Raw genomic sequence first — 17,012 nt, 5'->3', positions numbered from 1 at the left:
TGTAAGCAACATCGTCCAAGCACAAACCGAAACTGTGCGACAATGAAACAAATGACATGAAGGAGTGGATTCGATGACGACACGATTCGTTCGCGACGTCGCCGACAGTTGGCGCGTCTCCTATAAACAAAACGGCTATCCGCACGTTCAACAAGGGTGGGTGTTACCACCGGAGCGTAAAGCCGAGTTCGACCCGTTCATTTTGATGGCCGAAGATTGGTTCAAGCGCGGGACGTTCTCCGACCATCCGCACCGCGGCTTTCAGACGATTACGTACGTCATCGATGGCCGGCTCGAACACATCGACAACCATGGCGGGCATTCGATTCTTGATGCGGGCGACGTACAGTATATGAACGCCGGATGGGCCGCTCGTCACGCCGAGGAGGCCGTCGCCGACGACTTGATCCATACGTTACAACTTTGGCTCAATTTGCCGAAAACACTTAAAACGACGACGACGTCTTATCAAAACGTCTACTTGGAGGACGCGCCGGTCGTCCCAATCGATGGCGGACACGTGCGTGTCTATTCGGGCGATGTCGCGGGCGTCACCGGACCGATGCAGAGCCTCGTGCCGATCACGATGACCGAGATTCAACTGCGCGAAGGAGCGACGTATGACCACGTCTTACCGACGAACCATAACGCCTTCGCCTACGTCCTCGCCGGATCCGTCAATCTCGGTTCGAGCGCGACACCGCTTGAGAAGACAGATGTCGCGACGCTGACGTTCGACGAAGCGAACGAGGGTGAGAGCACCCTCTCCATCACCGCGACGTCCCGGGCGAAGCTACTCGTCTATTCGGGCGTCCCGCTCCGTGAAGACTATATCGCCCACGGTCCGTTCGTCATGAACACGGAAGACGAGATTCGCCAAGCGTTTCGTGACTATCATGCCGGTGTCTTCGGCCCGCCTGCTGTGAAATAAACAGTGAGCCACGCGCGATGCGTGGCTCACTCTTTGTCCGGCTTCAACACCGTCTGCTGTGTCGGGACGTGTCCGATTGGGACGGTCCGCTCGAACAAGACGTAACGTTTCCCGTCTACTTCAAACTTTCGATCACCCAAATAGTGCGCGGACTTCCCATTCTCATATAACTTTGTCAAAATCGCCGGGACATACTCATTCAAGTTCGTATAATGCTCGTCGAGCGTCATGACGATATTGCCTTTCTCGTACCCCATCCACTGGTTCGACATGAATAGCATCAAGGAGATTACTCCAAGTACACCTAATATAAAAATTACGGTCTCCATTTCTCGTTCTCCTTCGTTTCTACAGATTTCACAACGACTTGACGCTTGGCGATAAACCCGAGCTCATCGTAAAAGTGGGCGGCGTCTTCATTGGCGACCCAATAGTCGAGTTCGATGGTAGGAAAATCGTGGGCACGGGCCCACTTCTCCACGTAACCCATCATCTGACGGCCATAGCCAAACCGCTGATGGCTCGGATTGATACTGATTTGTCGCACATATAACGTCCGCGTCGCATTTTTGAATGCGTTTGATGCACTCGTTACTTCTTGCATCCAAATGTAGCCGACCGGTTCCTCGCTCACCTCGGCGACGAGGAAATGATGCCCCGCTCGATTGATCGTCTCGGCGAAAGCTTTACGTACGCGTTCATAATCGTACGAGGCGAAGAAATGTGGCATGAGCGCGACGTGTCGCTCATGGATCGGTCGGTTCAGTGTCGCAATCAAGTCTGCATCATTCGTCTTAACTAATTTCATTGTCCGTTATAGAACTGGCTGCGGTCTTCCGTCACACCGTGCGGTTTTTCATTGCCACGCAGCGCATGTCCTTTTCCACTTTGTGGCTTGCCATGGAGCCGGTGTTGAATCGGACGAGCGAGCATGTAGCCACCGAGCAAAGAGAGCGGAAATGCGATAAACGCCATTCCAAATAGAATGAGAATTTGATTATTCGCCCCTCCAAACGTCTCCGTCAAAAAGCTGATCCCAAAATAAAAGCCGACAAACAATACGCCTACGAACGCATACTCGATGCATTTCCCAAGAAATCGTTTCATCGATTCACTTCCTTTCGTTGTTACTCTCTTATACGTGAGAACGATACAAAACGTTTCATTTCGTTTGTTCCGCCATATACCAAATCGTGGCAACGCGTTCCGTCTCCGACACCCACTCTTGCTTCCCTTGGATATAACTCTCGATATCCGTCGGATGTTGCTCGGCGAGCGCTCGTTTCAAGGCCGCATATGTCTCCCGGACGTCGGGGAACGCCTTCAAGTATTCGCGAAACGCCAAGTGACGGGTTACCCCTTCATTACCAGCCTCGAACACGTGGACGTGGACCGTTCGCACGTCGTCTCCCTTCGCAAAAAAGCGACGTCTCGGGATTCCGTGTTCCCCAAAACTTCGATACCCGAGCGCTTCCATATGCCCCGTCAGTTCATCGACTTGCTCAATCATTCGAACGACGGGCATGATGTCGATAATCAGTTTGGCATCAAGCCCCGGAACCGACGTGCTACCGATATGATGGATTGCGACCATCTCTCCTTCAAACAGACGGTTCAACCGGTCTGCCTCTTCTTCAAACCGCGCCACCCACTGTGGGTCGTACGGTACAACCTCGACTCGTCTCATGATGAATCCTCCTTTCTGCATACGCTTCATTCTCTTCTCTTATCATACCCGTTTTGGAAGCCGGTTACAGGCGAAGATGGTTTGTTCGGTTCTGAAATGGGAAAGGCATAGTAATGAAAACAGAACTGGAGAGTGAGACGGATGTTGACACAAGAACAAATCAACACGTTCAAAGAACGGTTGTTAAAAGAGAAAGCAAAGACAGAAGGCTATATGGAAAATCGAGAAGAAGTGTATGACGAAGGCGAGCTGTCGCATTACGATAACCACCCGGCCGACTCAGGCGAAGAGCTCTTCTTGCGCGAGCGCGATCAAGCGCTCACAGAGCTCGACGAAGAATTTTTAACCGATGTCGACAAGGCGCTCATCGCCATCGAGAACGGGACGTATGGAACGTGTGAAGTGTGCGGAGAAGAAATCGAACTCGACCGCCTCGAAATCATCCCTGAGACGACGCTCTGCATCGAGCACGCCCGCGCCCAGGAAGAGGCAGAGCATCAGACGAACCAAGCACGTCCCGTTGAAGAGGACGTTCTTAATCCGTCGGAGACGGCGCGCCATAAACAGCTCGATGGCAGTGACGATATCAATCAAAGCACAGACGCGTTCAGCCAAGTCGAGGACTTCGGTAGCTCGGATACGATTGCCGATAGCGAAGGCAACCACGACCCGACACGCGAATGACGAAAGGCCGCCCTCGGCGGCCTTTTCGCATGAAAAAAGACGCAACGAATCCGTTGCGTCAATATGTGGCCTTTACGGCCGAGGCGCCGCCGAGCAGCTCAGCGACTTTCATCGGGTCGACCGTGTTACCGGCCGAACTCGGAGAGAACGAGTAACTACCTTTATGCACTTCAAAGTGTAAATGTGGACCTGACGAGTTGCCGGTGTTACCGATTTGGCCGATGCCTTCGGCTTGGCGTACCGTCTGCCCTTTCTTCACGTCGATTTTATGCATGTGGGCGTACACTGTCGTCCATTTTTGACCGTCGATGTTGTGTTCGATTTTGACGTGCTTGCCGTATGGCCCACGTCCGCTCACTTCGATGACTTTTCCGTCTGCCGCAGCATAAATCGGGGTCCCGACTTTCGCCGCGATATCGATTCCGTTATGGAACGTATAGCCGAACTGACCGCTCGCCGGGCCGAACCCTTGCGAGAGCCGACCGTTCGCCGGCATCATGAACTTGTCCGGGGCCATCGCCGCATGCTGTTTCTTCAAATCGTTCAATTTATTTGATTGAGCCTTCATCTGTTCGGCAGCGGCTGCATAAGCAGACTGCGTCTCTTCCTTCGAAGCCGTGACTTCTTCTTGTTGCGCCGACAAATCGTCGAGCGTTTTTTTCGCCGTCGCCTTTTGATTCAAGATCGCCTGGTGCTGCTTCTCAGATTCTGCCGCTTCGGCTTTCGCGCTCGGCAACACCGACGATAACACTTGCTGGAATAGCGAAGCGTCTGCCGGAGCAAGCTCATCACGATAGGCATCAATCTGCTTCGTCACGTCATCGATTTCTGCTTGTAGCGTCTCCGCTTTCGCTTCAATCTGTTCGATTTGTTGCTCGGCTTTGGCTACGGCTTGCTTCGATTGCTTTACTTCTTGCTCGGTTTTTTCAATCGATTTCGTCGTATTGAGAAGTGTTGCCGGAGTGATGTCGTTTGCCGACGCCGTCTGCGCACCGCTCAAGATGAACACACCGACGCCTGCCGTAATCATGAATTGTTTCAACATATATAAAGAAAACCTCCAAATGGGATCATTCATTAGCTATAAAAAGCTACATGCTCGAATATACCAACCCCACCTAAAAAGTTCAATATATGAACCATTTCATTTATATGTCGATTTTATCACAGCACGAAACGATGGTTTCATAATCTTCATCAAAACTTCAAACCTTTATTTTTTCGCCCTCAGTACGATGACGACGATGGCGATTGCCGCAATGACAGTCATCGACGGGCCGCCGATAAGAAAAAGACGTGTCGTTAATGGGGACAAGTTGGTCGTCAGACCGAGGATTGTCAACAGATTGCCGACAATCAAGGCAATCATGAGCACCGGCAAGTAACGGATCATCCACGTTCGCCTCCTTGTTTCATCATTTCATATTGGGCTATCGCATCTTTGACGAAGCCGAGCGTTTCCGCGGCGCTTACGAATGCCGCCCGGTCCGATGTGAGCGTCAAATGGACCGGCTGTTTGGATGCGGCCGCCTGCAACAACCAGACAGCGTCCTCGTCCCGGCCGAACACGTCGAGTAGGACCGCGTCCCGGAACAAGAGCGCCCCTTCCCGCTCTCCTTCAGTGACACGGAAGAGCGTCGCCTGTTGCTGGGTCGTGCGCACGTCGCGTTGCCAAATCGGACGATGGGCCCCGCTCGGATAATGGTGGTCAAACAGTTCGCTGATCGAAACCTCTTCAATCGTCGCCGACGAAGCGGTCACCGCAGCTTGGTAGTAGACGATTTCCCGAACGACCTCGTACCCGAGACGTTCGTAGAGACCGAGCGCTGCGTCATTGCCCTGAATGACTTCGAGCAACCGTGTCCCTTGTGCCTGTTCGTCAAAACGGCGCATCAACTCCTGCGCGATCCCGAGCTGACGATAACCTGGTGCCACGGCTAAGCCGCCACATCGCGTCACCCAGCCGGTCTCAAGTCGCGCGATGCCACTCAATAAGACGCCGACGGGTCGATCGTCAGCGTAGGCCACGATCGAGCGTGACGGTTGATTTTGATCGCGGACGAGAAAGACCGACTCGAACGTGGCTTCATCCATTTCAAAGCGAATCATATAGTCTGAAAATCCGTCCATGAACGCTATATAAAAATCATGTAACGGTGGGTTTTGTCGATAGGTGATGTGATGAGCTGTCATCTGTTTATTCCTTTCCCGGTTGTTCGATATAATAAAAAAGATACTGCATAAGGAGGAACGATGGCAATGATTCGATTAGAACCGCTCCATGCTATGCATTGGCCTGCTCTTGAAACGTTCTCACTTCCGCTCGAACAAGAGAAGTACACGACACTCCCACGTGACCTCGACGATCCGCTCCCGGAAGGCGTCTACCCGGTCGTGATCACAGCGGATAATCCGGTCGGGTTCTTTTTACTGCACGATACGGAACGGGTGACATCGTACACGGACAGCACGGACGCCTTGTTACTTTCCGCTTTTTCCATCGATTATAGATCACAGCGCAACGGTTACGCCAAGACCGCGCTAACCATACTGCCAGACTATGTCCGTTCACGCTTTCCGACGATTCGGGAAGTCGTGCTCTCGGTCAATTTGAAGAATGAAGCAGCGTTCGCTTTATACGAACAAGTCGGCTTCATCGATACCGGGCGTCGCATCGACGGCCCCGTCGGTCTACAACGGATCATGTCGTTGCCGCTTCATGCCTCAACGGCGAAAGCACCAGATGAACAAGCCGCCAATCCCGAGGATAAGGATGACGTTCAATAGTTGCCAGACGACATCAATCATGGCGTTCCCCATCAATTCCTATTCTCACCTGTTGAAAGTATCGGTCCGGATGCGGGACGAGTTGTTGTTTCGTCAACGTGTACCGGGCCTCGCTCACGAGCGACGACGCGTCGAGTGACGCCACTTCTCCTGCGACGAGGGCAAAGAAGCGTTCACGGTGGACCGTGACGATGTCTGCCACTTCATCCGATTCGAGCGTGAACGGTTCTCCGGCGTATGCGTAGACGTACGTGTGCGCAAATTCACGGTCAAGGAACGACTCCGTCTCGATCACATCCTCGTATACGCCGAGTACGGTCAATTGATCGAGTGTCAGTTCGATTCCGAGCTCCTCATGAATCTCCCGTACCCCATCGCGTACCGTCTCACCGGCCGCCAAATGGCCGGCCGCTGTAATGTCGAATCGATTCGGGAAATCCTGTTTCGTCGCGCTCCGCAGTTGGAGGAAGAGTTGGTCCCCTTCGATAATCCAACAGTGGAACGTCTCATGCCAATCGCCGTCGCGATGGACGTCAGCCCGTTGCTTTAAGCCGATTTTCTTGCGTCGTTCATCGACGACGGTGAGAAATTCAATCATCGTGTCACCCCATTCTCTAACAGTGTGATGGTACCGTTCGTCGCGTCGAGCTCGACGTCCACCCCGATTGGGAAAACATGTGACGGAAACGTGTGCCCGATGTCCACGTTCGTCATGATTGGAAATGTTATGTCTCCCAGCACCTCGAGTAACAATGATTCAAACGAAAACGTCGCCCCGCCCGTATCGAGGTGTTCATGTTTTCCAACGATCGTGCTGATGATCGCCTTTATTTCAGGATCTCGAATCATCGCGTTGATTTCGTCTGCACGCGCTTGAATCGACGCCGAACGATATCCTTCCGTCGTTTGTGCACACGCGCCTTCGATTACACGGAATCCCATTTGTCGCAATTGCTGAAGGCCACGTTCATAGCGCTCTGGAAAACGGACCGGAGCCGGAAAGGACGGTGTCATAACCCCTACCGTGTCCCCCGGTTGCAGTACGTTCGGTTTCTTGTATGTTGTCATCTCACTCACACCTCTCTCTCCTCACTGTAGAGGTTTGACGTGGAGGCTAACAACCTATCTCAAAACAAATCCGGGTCTTCGGACAGCGTCCGAACTTTGCGGACTTTGCGCACCCGTCCCGTCCAACCGAGCGCCGTAAAGAAGAACCCCCCGCCGACGACGAGTGAGATCGCGATGAGCCCGACGACCACACCATCAAAGCCGTACCGTTCCCCGCTATGAACGAGGGCGAGTGGCGAGAACAAGAACGCCGTCAACAACATCGCGGCTCCCCCCACAAGTCTCCGCCTCGGAAACCCGATCGTCCACCAGCCGAACGCGATCAATCCGCATACAACCCCTGCGACTATCCCGAATAGCACCATCGCTGCTCCTCCGCTTCATCATAAGTTGAGGTATACATTCCGCACGAGGGAATGAAATTCCTGTAAAGCTTCTCCAATTAGATTCCCCAATTCCGGGTAAATAAGGATTAGACACCATCGGAACGGGCTTTCACAGAGGAGGCACCCCCCATGAGCACGCGACTCATCTTTGCCCTCACCTTTATCGGGTTGTGTTTAGCTGTCTTTTTCTGGGCCACTACGCTCGACGACAATCGCATCGAAGGGCGTATCGAACAAATCAACATCCCTCAACTCATGATTGGGCATAACGACGATACAGGCAACGAAATGAAGTTGCGGACGGTATTGATTAACGATGAGACCGTCGTGACCGGACTAGCGGACGACGTACAACAACTGCGGACCGGTCAGTACGTCACGGTCGAACTCGTCCCCGAAGGCAATTTGAATATCGCCGTCTCGATTCATGTCACATCGGATTGAGGCGAGAGCAATTTTCGAAAACGAGCATAGTTTTGTACAAACAGTGGAATATGACAAAAGGTAGCAGAAAGGAGCGAATTGAATGATCTCAAATACATTGTTGTCAGGGAAAGTCGCCTTTATCACCGGAGCGGCATCCGGAATCGGTCGAGCCGCGGTCATCCGGTTCGTTCAGGCCGGCGCAAAAGTCGCCATCGTCGATTTGAAGTTAGAAGACGCCGAACAGCTCGCAAGCTTGATTGGAGAAGAGCGAGCGATCGGCATCAGCGCCGACGTGGCGAACGAGGAAGAAATGAAACGTGCCTATGAACAGACGATCGATCGCTTCGGACGACTCGACATCGTCTTCGCGAACGCCGGGCGCAACGGGACGATCACACCGATTGAACATTTGTCGCTTGAAGATTGGAACGGCGTCGTCGAGACGAACTTGACGGGCACGTTCTTGACAGTGAAACATGCCATCCCGCATTTGAAGGACCAGGGCGGTAGCGTCATCCTCACCTCGTCCATCAACGGGAACCGTTACTTTAAAAACTTTGGTTTTAGCGGCTATGCGACGACGAAAGCGGGTCAGACCGGGTTTGCCAAAATGGCGGCCGCCGAGCTCGCCCAGTTCGGGATTCGGGTCAACTCGATTTGTCCAGGTGCCATCGATACGAACATCGATGACTCGACGAACCGGGATGACGCGTTGCTCGCAGAAGTCGTCATCCCGATTGAATATCCGGAAGGCAACCAACCGCTCGCCGGAAAGTCCGGTTCCGCCAAACAAGTCGCGGACGTCGTCTTGTTCTTCGCGAGCAGTATGTCGAGCCACGTCACCGGTTCTGAAGTGTACGTCGACGGCGCGGAATCTTTACTATAACGATAAAGGTCGCCCCGCGGGGCGACCTTTATTTGAGGATCGGGCTTTTCATGACAGCTTTTTGATAAAACGGTTGGAAGCCGAGCCGCTCCATGTTGCGACCCGAAGTCGAGTCGACTTTCGTCGTCACCGTCACGTACTGACAACCGGACGCTTTCGCCTGGGCGATGCGTTCGAGAATCAATTGCGTCTGATAGCCTTTCCCGCGATAAGCCGGAATCGTGCTCGTCAGGAACAGCTCACCCATGCCGTCCTGAACGGCAAGGATGCCGCCCGCCACCGCATTGCCGCCTTCACGGACGAGAAACGCCTGATTTTCTGGTAACGCATAAAACCCTTTCGCCGTATCGACCGTCTCTTGTAAAATCGTCCCCGTCTCGGCGAAGCCAGCCGCGACGGCACGCGCCCATTCATTGACGTTGTCGGCATCGACCCGTTCGACTTCTTGGGCCGGGGCCGCCTCCATCTCCGTTACGTCCAACAGCCAGACGTCGAGAAAATGATCGAGCGTGTAGTTCCGTTCCTGGAGCAACCGGATGAGCGACATATCCGCGAGCGGACACACCTCGACGTGGAGCCGGGACACATTTTTTCCGCGCACCCACTTCTCCATCTGATGCAAATCATAAAAACTCGTCGGACGATTCAAGCCGAAGCCAACAGCAAAACTCATATTGCCCATCCGGAAGACGTGTCCTTTGTTTTCAACAATCAATTCTGAACCTTCATAGGGAGGGGTTTGTTTACGGTGCCGAATATAAGCAGACGTCCCTTCCGCTTTGATGCGTTCGATTCGTCTGGCCAATTCTAAGCGTTTCATCTCAATCCCTCCCTTTACTCTGTCTCGAGTGTAGCACATTTCATCTCGGAACAGATTGTGATTCCGTTACAGGTCCAGGACTATAACCGAACCTCGTCGACAACGAATGAAGAAGACCCTTCAATCTCTTCGATGAAATGTGACCCGAACAGCATCGCCGGCGTGAAACTGCCCGGGATGATATGCCCCGAATGAACGAGACGCTTGACGACGGCGAGCGCCCCGTTCACGGTGAAGGCATACGTGCTCGCCGTCTTGATCCGGACGATCACTTTTCGACCCGAGGCGTTCGTCGCCTCACCCCAGACGTGCGTCGAGGACCGCGCTCGCTCCGACTCGTCCGGTCCCGTCACATGTTCATCGACGTAGCGGAGCAGTTTCCCTTGTACCACGTCGCTGCCGAGAATCGGGCCGAACCACGCCAAAAGCCGCGCGCCATAGGCATAGACAGGCGGAACCGGCACCCACGTCGTGATGTTCGGGATGCCTGTCGTGTAGAAAGCTGTCGAGACGTCGCCCCACGGTATGGCGATGGCCGTCTTTTTCCCTCGTCCGAAGTCGATGTGACGCCGTTTCGCCCCAAGCGGGAATGGCGTCAATTCTCCATCTTTCCGCTCGGCACTGCTCGACCCGAGACCGCGGATGGCTGTTTTCAGCGTCCCGCGCGAGATGCCGGACGCCGCCGAGAAGCCAAGGGCGAGGTTCGTCGCGTCGGGCATGAGTTCTTTTAATTTTCGCGCCACGCAGTCGGTCGGGATGACGTCGAACCCGACACCAGAACAGAGCAACACGCCTGCTTCTTGTGCAAGTTTGGCCCGTTTTTTCGAGTGGATGTATTCGAACACCTCGATTTCCCCGGTAATATCGAGGTAATGTGTATGTGAGGCGAGACACACCTCGACCATCGGCTGACTCGTATCGGTGAACGGACCGGCACAATGGAGCACTAGGTCGATATCCTGTAACGTCTCCGTCGCTTTGTCGACGGATAGACTAAAGATGCGTGACTCGCACCCGAGTTCTTGACCGAGCCGTTCGATCTCTTCGGCGCGTCTTCCGGCGAGCACAGGTGTCAATCCTTCCTTCACCGCTTGACGAGCAATCAGTTCACCCGTATAACCGTTCGCGCCATAAATCATCCATTTCATCGTTGTTCCTCCTTCAATAATTATGTATCTTCTCTTCTTCCCTTCTTTCACAGACGATACACGACAGCAATCCAATTGAAAAGAACACAAAAAAACCAGCCCCATGAAAAGGCTGGTCGATCGATCTATTAGTTGTTTGCAGCTTCGATGGCTTCTGCCGCTTTGGCACGGACCGACTGCATCGCTTCTGTCCATGGGACGAGCTGGTCGAGCATATCGTTCACTGATTGAACTTGAACGTCTTTCGGTGCGAAGTGCGTCCCGTTCTCGAAGTCTGTGAAGAGCGAGAGCGCCGGATGGACACGGACGTGGGCGATTAAGAGCTCGCTCAACACGCCGCGTAAGTGTTCAGTCGCACGCGCACCGCCGACTGAACCGTATGAGACGATCCCGGCTGCTTTATTGTGCCATTCGTCGCGTAAGTAGTCGAGGGCGTTTTTAAGGGCACCTGTGATCGAGTGATTGTACTCTTGGACGATGAAGACGAACCCGTCCATCTCTGCGATTTTCTTAGACCATGCTGCAGCACCTGTTGCGTCGCCGCCTGGCTCACCGAGAAGTGGCAAGCTGAAGTCTGCGATATCGATGATTTCATAGTTCGCATCTCCGCGTTTGTCTGCGAGTTCTTTCACCCATTCTCCGACTTGCGGGCTGACGCGTCCTTCACGAGTAGATCCGAGTACGATTCCAATGTTTAACATAGTAGTTCCTCCTTGTGAGTTGGTTGGTTCTTCTTGTTTACCAAATAAACGATTTAAAAAGCTCATTTCATTCCCTCATATTCTTTCTCAAACGTTTTTGTACTTCTGACCGTATCGATCGGTCGAACCATTGCTTCAATCTGTTCCCGTTTCGGTTCTAAGAACGGCGGGAGTGACAATTTTTCACCGACCGTCTCATACGGCTCATCGCCCATGAATCCTGGTCCGTCCGTTGCCCATTCGAACAGGATTTGTGGCGCGACCCGAGCGTAAGACGATTCGAAGAAGAAGCGGTCGACATAGCCTGACGTCGGTAACCCGAACTGTTGTAATCGTGCTGTCCACTCATCGAGGACGCTTCGGTCATCGACACGGAAAGCAACGTGGTGCACAGTTCCGAACCCTTGGCGCGCGACTGGTGATGTCTCGTCATGGATGACGACGACTTGCGCTCCGTTTCCACCCTCACCCCCTTCAAAGAGATGCGCATCGCCTTCTTGTCCGATTTCTTCGAACAACATGACTTGCTCCATCACTTGTTTGAAATACGTAAAGTCCGCGATGCGGATAAAGATTGGACCGAGGCCTGTAATCGCGTATTCGAGCGGGACCGGTCCGTTTTGCCACGGTTCCCCTGAGGCGACACCGCTGTTGAACTCATCTGAGATGAGTTGGTACGCCTGATCGTCAAAGTCGACGAATGCGAGCGTCTTTTTACCGAATTGCTCAGTGATGCCTTCATGCTTCACGCCGAGGCGGTCGAAGCGGCGCACCCAATACGTGAGGGCTTCATCGGTCGGGACGCGGAATGACGTCTTCGCGATTTCGTTCGTCCCGTGCACGCCTTTTGGGATCCCTGGAAAATCAAAGAACGTCATATCCGTTCCGGCACTCCCCTTATCGTCGGCGAAAAATAAGTGATACGTCTGGATGTCGTCTTGGTTGACCGTCTTTTTAACGAGACGCATTCCAAGGACGTTCGTAAAGAAGTCATAGTTCTTCTCGGCGCTACTCGTAATCGCCGTCACGTGGTGGATTCCTTTTACATGATTCATCGTAATCGCTCCTTCAAAATCTTGATTTCGAGATAATTAATTAAAATTTTTTGACGCTTCGGCGCGTTTGCCAATCGTCTTCAATTGAGTAATCGTGTCTGCTAAATCGAGTCCGTCGAACAGATCGTCCATCCGTTGTTCATGAGCTGGAAAGATGCGCGACATGAGGGCGTCACCTTCATCAGTTAGCGCCGCATACGTAACGCGCCGGTCGCTCGGACATGCTTTGCGAATCAAGTATCCTTTCGCTTCGAGCCGGTCGACGATGTACGTCATGCTCCCGCTCGTCAATAACACTTTTTTGCCGATCGTTTGAATCGGTTGATCGCCTTTATGATACAACAGTTCGAGCACCGAGAATTCGGTCGGGTTCAGCCCGTACTCGGCGACTTCGTGCTTGACCACGTCTTGAATCGATTGCGAGGCCCGAAGCAACACCGTGATGGCTTTTAACGTTTGCCGTTGTTCCATGTGTTCCCCTCCTCTGCTGAGAGAAAACAATACTTTAAATTTCATTATCTTTAATTCAAGATAAATATAACATGACAAATTTGATGGGTCAATCATTTTGTCTCAAAAAAAAGACGAGTTGCCTCGTCTTGTCACGCGCGGCGAATGACCGCCATCTCCCGCCCGAAGCGATCGCCTTCATCGACGAAGCCCAAGCTTTCGTATAATCGATGCGCACCCGTATTGTCCGGATGATAGCCGACAACAATCGGTTCGGTGCCGAACTGCCCCATTTCATCGAGCATGAGTTCGGTCGCCTGACGGCCAATGCCTTTCCCTTGGTGCGCGTGGTCAATCATGATGCGATACACCCAGCGCGCGCCCAATTCTTCGAGCACGGTGTTGTACATAAGAAACCCGACCATCGTCTCGTCCTCATAAATCGCGCGCGCTCGCAGCGTCGGCTCATACATCGCCTGTAGCAGTGAGATCGCGTTCGGTTCCATATACGCTTGTTGCGCGTCACTCAACGTGAGCTGACAACACGTGTACCAGTTTTGTTCTGTGATTGGTTGTAGCGTGATCATTCGATCCTCCTTAATCATACGTCTCGTCCAAGTTACGCGCATAAAACGCGATGGCGCGACGATACCGTTTGATGCTGTCATCCGGATTCGGGTTTGCGAGCAGTTCGAGCAACGTGCCGGTCGCTTCACTGTGACGTCCGAGGTTGTAACGGGTCATTGCTTGGAACACTTTGAGCGCCGCGATGTCTGGGAACTGTTCAATCGCTTTCGTGAACAACTCTTCGGCATCGTCGTAACGTCCGAGTGCCCGGTACGTACTGCCGAGCCCGATGTATGTCTCCCGTAACTCGTCTCCGGTGAGGCCGAGGCGAATCGCCCGTTCGTAATGCGGAACGGCTTGTCGCTCTTCCCCGAGTGCGTCATAGCACCACGCACAGTGCGCGTGCAGGCGAGGGTTCTTCTCATCTTGGCGCAGCAACATGAGGAGCAGTTGTTTGGCACGTTCGAGTTCCCCGTTCTCACGAAGGCGAATCGCTTCGTCGAGTCCTTCCTCTTCGACGCGGATCGGCACTTGTAAATCGCTCAAGTCGTTGAGCCACGCCTGTAGCGCTTCGTAAAATCGGCCGACGTGCACGCCGTCGACGAGGGCATGGTGGGCTTGGACGGAGAGTGGAATCATCATTCGGTCACCCGTTGCCGTGAACTTTCCCCAGGCGATGCGTGGGACGCTATCGTGCTTCTCGTCGTTGATCGGATGGCTGATACTCGTGAACGATACCCACGGCACACTCGTGATAAAGAGTAAATCATCCGACTCCTCGTCTCCGACGTAGACGTTTCGCTTCGCCTCCTCCATTCGCGACGCGACGGTGTCCATAAACGCAGGGAACGACTCTTTGAACGAGACGGTACAAAAATTGAAGACGTCCCCGTCCATCATGACGGTGAACGACGGATGGACGACGTCATGTTCGACGACGGTCTCTCCGCGCATGCGGTATCGAAATTCCGGAATCGTGTTCGCCGTCTTGACCACCCCGTATAAGAACAGCTTGAAAAACGATTGTCCGGTCGTCTTCGCATGCGTATGTAATTTTGTGACGTCGAGCGTCGCCGTCACGTTAAAATGTGGGGCGGCGAACGCCTTGAAAAACTCGTAATGCTTCTTTCGTGGCCACGTATCGATGTCAATCTGTTTCATGGTTCATCCCCCTGCGCTTTTCTTTCACTGTATCAAAGGAAGCCGCACGTTCAAAGCATTTGCTTCAATGTCTCGTAATGCCCTTGTGCAAGGTCAAAGTAGACGAAGTCACGGCGCTCGATACGGTCGAGCGTCTGTTCGAAGTCACGCCAGCCGGTGACGACGAGCTCCGGTGTCAATTCGCCCGTCAACCGCGCTTCCTCGAATTCATCTTCGTCTTTTCGGACGATGTCCCCGTTCGGGAAGACTAAAATGTCGAGCAACAAGTCGTCCATATAGGGGATTCCGTCCTCTTTGCCAATCGATTGGACGATATCGATGTACCACTGGACGATGTGACCCGTGTCATCAAACATGACCGTCACCCCAAACGGTTCATTGTCCGGGAAATATTGGAGCCACGCAAAGCCGGCGTCGGCCACGATGAATTCCTCTCCGTTATGTTGCTTATACTGCGGGGCCCGGACCGCATCGATTTGAAACAAGGCGACCGTCCCTGAGAAATGTTCGTCATGGACGTCCATCTGGGCATAGCGGTGTTCAAGAATCCGCTCCCAATCCCGTCGGTTGGCAAATTTTCGTTTTGGCATCGTACTCGCTCCTTCATAGCTCGTTTGCTTTAACAGTTCGCCAAAATCCGACAGTTCCCTGTTCAGTCGTACAGATTCTGTTCAGTTAACCTGACAGGATCACGCCCTACTACACCACAACGAAAACGTGTATAGGTTCTCATCCGTTTCCATCCATGCTACGCTTCTTTATGAATAGGTAAAATTTGTATAATCAAAGGGGTGCAATGTGACACGTTTATTTATATTCGGGTTGGGCCTACTGTTACTTGCAGGCTGTACCGATCCAATCGAAAAGCCGGTCATTCCAGCGGATTCGAACGAACCTGCGCCAGAAATCATGACCGAATGGACTCGGGAGGACTTCAAGGACGTTTTTGACCAACATGAAGTCGCCGAAAAATTACTTGAAACCCTCAAGGCGAACGGACTCACGCCGTATCGTGAGACGTTCGAACGGGTCGTCATCGCTGGTAACGGCATCCACCACACTTATGCAGACGTCTATCCGTTCCAACTCGACGATGGAACGTACGCCACGGTGTTTGAAGGCGAGGACGGGTTGATTGCGAACGGGACGGAAGCGATTGCCCCGCTCTTCTGGCAAGAAACGTCGTTCTTACAGTTCGTCGAGGAGGTCGAGAAACGGAAATATGGGACGAGCGCCCCACCGGAAGACGTCACGTTGACACAAGATGCGTTTCAATCGATTTACGATCGTCACGCCTACACGTCCGCACTCATCGTCGAGCTCGACGAATGGGGCGTATCAATCGCCCGCGAGCCGCTCAAGGATATCATCATCGCCGGGGACGGCGTGACCGAAGTGACCGCGGATTTGATTGTGTTTGAGGTCAAGAGCGGGTATGCCATCGTCTACGACCGAGACGGGGAAATCTTTAAAGGGCCCGAGTCCATCGCGCCATTGTTCTGGAACGAAATCGATTACAAACATCTGCTCGAGAAGAACGAATGAACCATCGAACGCTTATGATGACACTATGTTATACTTAAACGAATAAACGACCACTAGGGGAGCCTTCGGGCTGAGACGGCAAACGCCGGACCCTTTGAACCTGATCTGGCTCATACCAGCGTAGGGAAGTGGCATGGGATTCGTCTGTTCCACGCCACTTTTCCTTTTGGAGAAGTGGCGTTTTCATTTTGAAGGGAGACTGATCCATGCGTATTCAACAACTCACTTGGATGGCGATGCTCGTCGCCATCGCGATTATCGGCTCATTGTTCATCTCGATTCCGACCGGAGTCGCCCGGGCTTTCCCAATCCAACATATGGTGAACGTCATCGCGGCGGTCACCGTCGGCCCGCTCGGTGCCGTCCTTGTCGCCTTCGTGACCGGACTGGTTCGGGTCATGACAGGAACCGGTTCCCTACTCGCGTTCCCTGGCGGCATGATTGGTGCAATTCTCGCCGGAATCTTCTATATGAAGACGAACCGCGTCGCCTTCGCCGCACTCGGTGAAGTGATTGGAACGGGCGTCATCGCCTCGCTCATCGCTGTGCCTTACGCGAAAATCTTGATGGGGACTGAGTTCGGCGCGTTCTTCTTTTTCCCGGCCTTCCTCGCCTCGAGCGTGACCGGCGCCTTACTCGGCTGGATTGTGCTCGCTCGCGTCAAACAGTTGCGGCCTGCTCTCAAGCAATAATTGATTCATTTGGCCTCT

25 protein-coding genes and 1 riboswitch are annotated in these 17,012 nt (G+C 53.2%); of the genes, 7 read left to right on the top strand and 18 right to left on the bottom strand.

Going from position 1 to position 17,012, the window contains the following annotated elements; translation table 11 throughout:
* The first annotated feature begins 73 nt into the window (after positions 1-73).
* The gene (locus KNP76_RS10800) at positions 74-931 is read left to right on the top strand and encodes a pirin family protein (protein ID WP_214844535.1); all 858 of its coding nucleotides are present in this window, start codon (positions 74-76) and stop codon (positions 929-931) included.
* A 26-nt stretch (positions 932-957) separates the two neighbouring features.
* On the opposite strand, the gene KNP76_RS10795 is transcribed toward KNP76_RS10800, so the two are convergent.
* The 4 genes from KNP76_RS10795 to KNP76_RS10780 are packed head-to-tail and all read right to left on the bottom strand — an operon-like array spanning position 958 to position 2,618.
* Positions 958-1,212, bottom strand: a complete 255-nt coding sequence (locus KNP76_RS10795; protein ID WP_245175486.1) for a hypothetical protein — start codon at positions 1,210-1,212, stop codon at positions 958-960.
* A gap of 35 nt (positions 1,213-1,247) precedes the next feature.
* Complete coding sequence (locus tag KNP76_RS10790; protein WP_214844534.1) at positions 1,248-1,739, bottom strand: GNAT family N-acetyltransferase; 492 nt, start codon at positions 1,737-1,739, stop codon at positions 1,248-1,250.
* Complete coding sequence (locus tag KNP76_RS10785; protein WP_214844533.1) at positions 1,736-2,038, bottom strand: hypothetical protein; 303 nt, start codon at positions 2,036-2,038, stop codon at positions 1,736-1,738. Before KNP76_RS10785 ends, KNP76_RS10790 begins: the two co-directional genes overlap by 4 nt.
* Before the next feature lie 55 nt (positions 2,039-2,093).
* Positions 2,094-2,618, bottom strand: a complete 525-nt coding sequence (locus KNP76_RS10780; RefSeq protein ID WP_214844532.1) for a GrpB family protein — start codon at positions 2,616-2,618, stop codon at positions 2,094-2,096.
* A gap of 141 nt (positions 2,619-2,759) precedes the next feature.
* Between KNP76_RS10780 and KNP76_RS10775 the strand changes: the two genes are divergently transcribed.
* Positions 2,760-3,302, top strand: a complete 543-nt coding sequence (locus KNP76_RS10775; protein WP_034816226.1) for a TraR/DksA C4-type zinc finger protein — start codon at positions 2,760-2,762, stop codon at positions 3,300-3,302.
* Positions 3,303-3,360: 58 nt separating this feature from the next.
* On the opposite strand, the gene KNP76_RS10770 is transcribed toward KNP76_RS10775, so the two are convergent.
* From KNP76_RS10770 to KNP76_RS10760, 3 genes are all read right to left on the bottom strand, one after another.
* Positions 3,361-4,347 (bottom strand): M23 family metallopeptidase, encoded by a 987-nt coding sequence (locus tag KNP76_RS10770; RefSeq protein WP_034807825.1) that lies wholly within the window; start codon positions 4,345-4,347, stop codon positions 3,361-3,363.
* A gap of 168 nt (positions 4,348-4,515) precedes the next feature.
* Positions 4,516-4,695, bottom strand: a complete 180-nt coding sequence (locus tag KNP76_RS10765) for a hypothetical protein (RefSeq protein ID WP_034816227.1) — start codon at positions 4,693-4,695, stop codon at positions 4,516-4,518.
* Positions 4,692-5,411: a GNAT family N-acetyltransferase gene (locus tag KNP76_RS10760; RefSeq protein ID WP_251137443.1), complete on the bottom strand. Its 720-nt coding sequence runs from the start codon at positions 5,409-5,411 to the stop codon at positions 4,692-4,694. The genes KNP76_RS10765 and KNP76_RS10760 overlap by 4 nt, the downstream gene beginning before the upstream one ends.
* A 150-nt stretch (positions 5,412-5,561) precedes the next feature.
* Here KNP76_RS10760 and KNP76_RS10755 point away from each other — a divergent pair, with 150 nt between their 5' ends.
* Positions 5,562-6,089, top strand: coding sequence for a GNAT family N-acetyltransferase (locus tag KNP76_RS10755; RefSeq protein ID WP_371816214.1), 528 nt, complete (start codon positions 5,562-5,564; stop codon positions 6,087-6,089).
* A gap of 13 nt (positions 6,090-6,102) precedes the next feature.
* Here KNP76_RS10755 and KNP76_RS10750 read toward each other — a convergent pair whose 3' ends face one another.
* Genes KNP76_RS10750 through KNP76_RS10740 form a run of 3 tightly spaced genes read right to left on the bottom strand, consistent with a single transcriptional unit; the run spans position 6,103 to position 7,519 of the window.
* Positions 6,103-6,687, bottom strand: a complete 585-nt coding sequence (locus KNP76_RS10750) for an NUDIX hydrolase (protein WP_214844528.1) — start codon at positions 6,685-6,687, stop codon at positions 6,103-6,105.
* Positions 6,684-7,157, bottom strand: a complete 474-nt coding sequence (locus KNP76_RS10745) for an LD-carboxypeptidase (RefSeq protein WP_214844543.1) — start codon at positions 7,155-7,157, stop codon at positions 6,684-6,686. Before KNP76_RS10745 ends, KNP76_RS10750 begins: the two co-directional genes overlap by 4 nt.
* Positions 7,158-7,216: 59 nt before the next feature.
* On the bottom strand, positions 7,217-7,519 hold the full coding sequence (locus tag KNP76_RS10740) for a hypothetical protein (RefSeq protein ID WP_152545895.1): 303 nt from the start codon (positions 7,517-7,519) through the stop codon (positions 7,217-7,219).
* A gap of 153 nt (positions 7,520-7,672) precedes the next feature.
* On the opposite strand from KNP76_RS10740, the gene KNP76_RS10735 reads away from it, so the two are divergent.
* Together KNP76_RS10735 and KNP76_RS10730 are read left to right on the top strand one after the other, a co-directional pair.
* Positions 7,673-7,987, top strand: coding sequence for a hypothetical protein (locus KNP76_RS10735; protein WP_214844527.1), 315 nt, complete (start codon positions 7,673-7,675; stop codon positions 7,985-7,987).
* 82 nt (positions 7,988-8,069) lie between these two features.
* A complete protein-coding gene (locus tag KNP76_RS10730; protein ID WP_034807840.1) occupies positions 8,070-8,855 on the top strand; it encodes an SDR family oxidoreductase in 786 nt (261 codons plus the stop codon).
* Positions 8,856-8,883: 28 nt separating this feature from the next.
* Here KNP76_RS10730 and KNP76_RS10725 read toward each other — a convergent pair whose 3' ends face one another.
* The 8 genes from KNP76_RS10725 to KNP76_RS10690 all read right to left on the bottom strand — a co-directional run bounded on the left by KNP76_RS10725 (position 8,884) and on the right by KNP76_RS10690 (position 15,347).
* The gene (locus KNP76_RS10725; protein ID WP_034807842.1) at positions 8,884-9,675 is read right to left on the bottom strand and encodes a GNAT family N-acetyltransferase; all 792 of its coding nucleotides are present in this window, start codon (positions 9,673-9,675) and stop codon (positions 8,884-8,886) included.
* Positions 9,676-9,755: 80 nt separating this feature from the next.
* Complete coding sequence (locus KNP76_RS10720) at positions 9,756-10,823, bottom strand: saccharopine dehydrogenase family protein (RefSeq protein ID WP_214844525.1); 1,068 nt, start codon at positions 10,821-10,823, stop codon at positions 9,756-9,758.
* Positions 10,824-10,951: 128 nt separating this feature from the next.
* Positions 10,952-11,590 (bottom strand): NADPH-dependent FMN reductase, encoded by a 639-nt coding sequence (locus KNP76_RS10715; protein WP_214844524.1) that lies wholly within the window; start codon positions 11,588-11,590, stop codon positions 10,952-10,954.
* Entirely contained in the window at positions 11,587-12,579 is a 993-nt protein-coding gene (locus tag KNP76_RS10710; RefSeq protein WP_214844523.1) for a ring-cleaving dioxygenase, read from the bottom strand. Before KNP76_RS10710 ends, KNP76_RS10715 begins: the two co-directional genes overlap by 4 nt.
* Before the next feature lie 36 nt (positions 12,580-12,615).
* The gene (locus KNP76_RS10705) at positions 12,616-13,050 is read right to left on the bottom strand and encodes a MarR family winged helix-turn-helix transcriptional regulator (RefSeq protein ID WP_034816242.1); all 435 of its coding nucleotides are present in this window, start codon (positions 13,048-13,050) and stop codon (positions 12,616-12,618) included.
* Between the two features lie 131 nt (positions 13,051-13,181).
* On the bottom strand, positions 13,182-13,616 hold the full coding sequence (locus KNP76_RS10700) for a GNAT family N-acetyltransferase (protein WP_214844522.1): 435 nt from the start codon (positions 13,614-13,616) through the stop codon (positions 13,182-13,184).
* A gap of 10 nt (positions 13,617-13,626) precedes the next feature.
* Positions 13,627-14,757, bottom strand: a complete 1,131-nt coding sequence (locus KNP76_RS10695; protein ID WP_214844521.1) for a tetratricopeptide repeat protein — start codon at positions 14,755-14,757, stop codon at positions 13,627-13,629.
* Between the two features lie 50 nt (positions 14,758-14,807).
* Positions 14,808-15,347, bottom strand: coding sequence for a ribonuclease FAU-1 family protein (locus KNP76_RS10690; protein ID WP_214844520.1), 540 nt, complete (start codon positions 15,345-15,347; stop codon positions 14,808-14,810).
* 232 nt (positions 15,348-15,579) lie between these two features.
* Here KNP76_RS10690 and KNP76_RS10685 point away from each other — a divergent pair, with 232 nt between their 5' ends.
* Positions 15,580-16,302: a hypothetical protein gene (locus KNP76_RS10685; RefSeq protein WP_251137442.1), complete on the top strand. Its 723-nt coding sequence runs from the start codon at positions 15,580-15,582 to the stop codon at positions 16,300-16,302.
* Positions 16,303-16,347: 45 nt separating this feature from the next.
* A riboswitch (TPP riboswitch) is annotated at positions 16,348-16,446 on the top strand.
* A gap of 62 nt (positions 16,447-16,508) precedes the next feature.
* Entirely contained in the window at positions 16,509-16,994 is a 486-nt protein-coding gene (gene thiW, locus KNP76_RS10680; protein ID WP_214844518.1) for an energy coupling factor transporter S component ThiW, read from the top strand.
* Positions 16,995-17,012 lie beyond the last annotated feature (18 nt).

Origin of the sequence: Exiguobacterium sp. s150 (genome assembly GCF_018618435.1) — a bacterium.
GTDB lineage: Bacteria > Bacillota > Bacilli > Exiguobacteriales > Exiguobacteriaceae > Exiguobacterium > Exiguobacterium alkaliphilum.
This window is presented reverse-complemented; position numbering and strand designations above follow the sequence as displayed.